The organism is uncultured Flavobacterium sp. (assembly GCF_963925185.1).
Classification (GTDB): Bacteria; Bacteroidota; Bacteroidia; order Flavobacteriales; family Flavobacteriaceae; genus Flavobacterium.
In genome coordinates this window covers 1-3,627 of the sequence record NZ_CAWURC010000028.1, presented here as the reverse complement: position 1 = coordinate 3,627, position 3,627 = coordinate 1, and the positions used below count along the sequence as shown (strand labels likewise).

The window sequence follows — 3,627 nt, the reverse complement described above, 5'->3', positions numbered from 1 at the left end:
GATGACCACCTCTTTTTTAAACAAAGACGGAAAAGTGGTTACAGTTGTAATGAATCAAAGTGATAAAAAAATCACCTATAATTTGTGTGTAGGAACAAATGCAACCGAAGTTTCCATTTTGCCACATGCCATACAAACTTTAATTTTTTAAATACATATCTAATCCAAATAAACACAAATGATTAACAAATTACGCCTGACTTATATACTGTTTTTTTCTTCATTACTTTGTTTCTCTCAGCAAAAATCTATTGATGATAAAATTAATTCTCTACTCCAGAAAATGACGATTGAAGAAAAAATAGGACAACTCAATCAATATACTGGGGATAATGCTGCAACGGGTCCAATTACGATAAATCCAAACAAACAATCGGAAATAAAAAGCGGATTAATTGGCTCGATGCTTAATATTTTGGGAACAAAATACACGCGTCAATATCAAGAATTGGCTATGCAATCCCGATTAAAAATTCCTTTGTTGTTTGGTCAAGATGTAATTCATGGGTATAAAACTACTTTCCCAATTCCTTTGGCGGAAGCCGCAAGTTGGGATTTAGCTACAATGGAATTAACTGCAAGAATCGCGGCTACTGAAGCTTCAGCTTCAGGAATTCATTGGACATTTGCGCCAATGGTTGATATTTCTCGTGATCCTCGTTGGGGTCGTGTGATGGAAGGAGCAGGTGAAGATACTTATTTAGGTTCTAAAATTGCGTTTGCAAGAGTAAAAGGTTTTCAAGGAAAACTAGGGGATATTAATTCGGTTATGGCGTGTGTCAAACATTTTGCTGCTTACGGTGCCGCCGTTGGCGGGCGTGATTATAATTCAGTTGATATGAGCGAAAGAATGCTTTGGGAAACCTATCTTCCACCTTTCAAGGCTGCCTTGGATGCTGGAGCGGCAACATTTATGAATTCTTTTAATGATTTAAATGGAATTCCTGCAACAGGAAATAAATATTTGCAAAGGGATATTCTCAAAGGAAAATGGAAATTCACAGGTTTTGTGGTTTCTGATTGGGGTTCAATAGGCGAAATGATCGATCACGGATTTGTGAAAAACAGTAAAGAAGCAGCGCTTGCTGCTATAACTGCGGGAAGTGATATGGATATGGAAAGTAACGCTTATCGAAATAATTTAGCACAATTAGTCGAAGAAAAAAAGGTTTCAATAGCGCTAATTGACGATGCTGTAAAGCGAATTTTACGCAAAAAATTTGAATTAGGATTGTTTGAAGACCCTTTTAAATATTGTAATTCTGAACGAGAACAAAAGGCGCTTGACAATCCAGAACATACAAAAATTGCCAGAGAAATTGCAGCAAAGAGTATCGTTTTATTGAAAAATGAAAATGCTATTTTACCACTTTCGAAAACCACCAAAACAATTGCTTTTATTGGACCAATGGTAAAATTAAAAAGAGCCAATCACGGTTTTTGGGCAGTTGATTTGAAAAATATTGATTCAACTTATATCGTTTCTCAATGGGAAGGAATCAGAAATAAAATAGATAAAAATAGCACACTTTTATATGCGAAAGGATGTGATGTGTCTTCTCAAAACAAAGAGGGCTTTGCCGAAGCAATTGCTATTGCCAATCAATCGGATGTGGTGATTTTAAGTATTGGTGAAAGTTGGTATTCGAGCGGCGAAGCAAAAAGCAAAAGTAATCTTCATTTGCCGGGTGTTCAAGAAGATTTAGTTAAAGCCCTTCAATCCACTGGAAAACCAATTGTAGTTTTGATAAATGCAGGTCGCCCATTAATTTTTAACCATACTGCCGATACGGTTCCTGCAATTCTTTATACCTGGTGGCTAGGTTCAGAAGCTGGAAATGCTATTGCCGATGTTTTGTTTGGTGATTACAATCCGTCCGGAAAATTGCCCATGACTTTTCCCCGAGAAGAAGGTCAAATACCGATATTTTACAATCATTTCAATACAGGGAGACCTTCTATAAATGAAGATAAAATCTATAAATCAGCTTATATTGATTTGCCAACTTCCCCAAAATTTCCTTTTGGATATGGATTAAGTTACACCACTTTTGAGTATTCAAATTTAAAATTATCGAATAATAAAATGAAAGCAACCGAAACAATTGAAGTTGCTGTAACGATTACCAATACGGGAAAAGTTACTGGAGAGGAAGTAGTTCAATTGTATTTGAGAGACAAATTTGGTTCTGTTGTACGGCCAATTATAGAGCTAAAAGATTTTCAAAAAATCAAGTTAGAAGTTGGTGAAACCAAAACAATCAAATTCTTAATTGACAACTCAAAATTATCTTTTTATAATGATAAATTAGAATACAAATCAGAACCGGGAGATTTTGATCTAATGATTGGGTCGTCCTCGGCAGATATTAGACTGAGAGATGCATTCGAATTAGTAGAATAGTAACTTAAAATTAAAAAACGCACTCTTTTTTAAGGAGACACGCTATTATTCTTGCTCTTTTTCAATCAAATTCTCAAGAAAGGTAATAAAGTTATCCTCTTGTTGCACATTTAGTTTTTTACGTACTCTATAACGTGAAGTTTCGACGCCTCTTGCAGAAATGTTTAATAACGGAGCTATTTCTTTATTTGTTAAGTCCATTTTGACAAAGGCGCATAAACGCAATTCTCTTTTGGTAATTGTAGGGTCAAGTTGCTTCAGTTTTTCAAAAAAATCATGATTTATTTTTTCAAAATTTACATCAAAGATTTCAATATATTCTTCACCAATACGATGTTGATTTAGCTTTTGAAAAATTTCTGTAATTTTCTTTCTTGATTCTTGACTTTTAAGAAGTTCGCGAAGCTTTGTCAGGTCGTTTCTTAATTCATCGAAGACTTCTTTTTTCTTACTCAAGGAAATAGTGTAGTTTGCTAATTCTTTGCTTTTATTAATAATATCTCCTTCAAGGATTAATTTGTCCTTATAAATAGATTCTTTGTCTTGTTCTAGTTTTAATTTTTCAATCTCTAATTCTAATAGTTGTTGTGATTTCTTAATTTCTATTTTTAATTTTCGTCGCTCATAAGCTATCTTTCTTCTCACATAATCTGTTAAGTAGTAAGCAAGGAATCCAAAAGTAATTATGTATAGGAAATAGGCCAAATTAGTTTGATACCATTTAGGTAAAATAGTGAATTTGAATGAGGTTTCTTTTCCTAGTAGACCTGCTAAATTTTTGCTTTTTACGTAAAACGTATAATTGCCAGGTCTCAAATGAGTATATTCCTTTATGGAATTTTTTTGCCAAGGCGACCAGTCTTCTTCTATGTTTTCAAGTTTATAGCTATAATTAATTAGGGTGCTTGAAAACATTTTTGGAGACGAATATTGAAAACGCAAAATATCAGTTCGATTGGGTAATTGAACATTGTTATCTTTAGAATTTATCTCTACGAGTTGTGGTTTTTGGTTTCTAAAATAAGTGATTTGACTGATTTCTGTTGGAAATACAATATCATTTTTATTTTCCGATGGAGAATATAGAAAGAGGCCATTGTTGGTTCCAAAAAAAACCTTATTGTTGTCTAAAGTATAAATACTTTCCATCCCTTGATTAAAACTTCCTTTTAAATCTGAAAATAAATCGTTATAGAGTTTAGTCTTGCCGTTTATGAAATACC

3 protein-coding genes are annotated in these 3,627 nt (G+C 33.4%); 2 read left to right on the top strand and 1 reads right to left on the bottom strand.

Annotated elements, in window-relative coordinates:
- Position 1: 1 nt before the first annotated feature.
- Together AABM59_RS06510 and bglX are read left to right on the top strand one after the other, a co-directional pair.
- Positions 2–151 (top strand): glycoside hydrolase family 30 beta sandwich domain-containing protein, encoded by a 150-nt coding sequence (locus AABM59_RS06510; RefSeq protein ID WP_338408171.1) that lies wholly within the window; start codon positions 2–4, stop codon positions 149–151.
- A 27-nt stretch (positions 152–178) separates the two neighbouring features.
- Positions 179–2,404 carry a beta-glucosidase BglX gene (gene bglX / locus AABM59_RS06505; RefSeq protein WP_338408170.1) on the top strand — a complete coding sequence of 742 codons (2,226 nt, stop codon included), beginning with the start codon at positions 179–181 and terminating at the stop codon, positions 2,402–2,404.
- Positions 2,405–2,449: 45 nt separating this feature from the next.
- Here the strand turns inward: bglX and AABM59_RS06500 are convergent.
- Positions 2,450–3,627 (bottom strand): triple tyrosine motif-containing protein (locus tag AABM59_RS06500; RefSeq protein ID WP_338408169.1); only part of this gene is annotated, 1,178 nt, incomplete at its 5' end.

Coding starts and splice junctions, on each gene's coding strand:
- AABM59_RS06510 (WP_338408171.1), top strand. CDS start 2: ATGACCACCTCTTTTTTAAACAAAGACGGAAAAGTGGTTACAGTTGTA.
- bglX (WP_338408170.1), top strand. CDS start 179: ATGATTAACAAATTACGCCTGACTTATATACTGTTTTTTTCTTCATTA.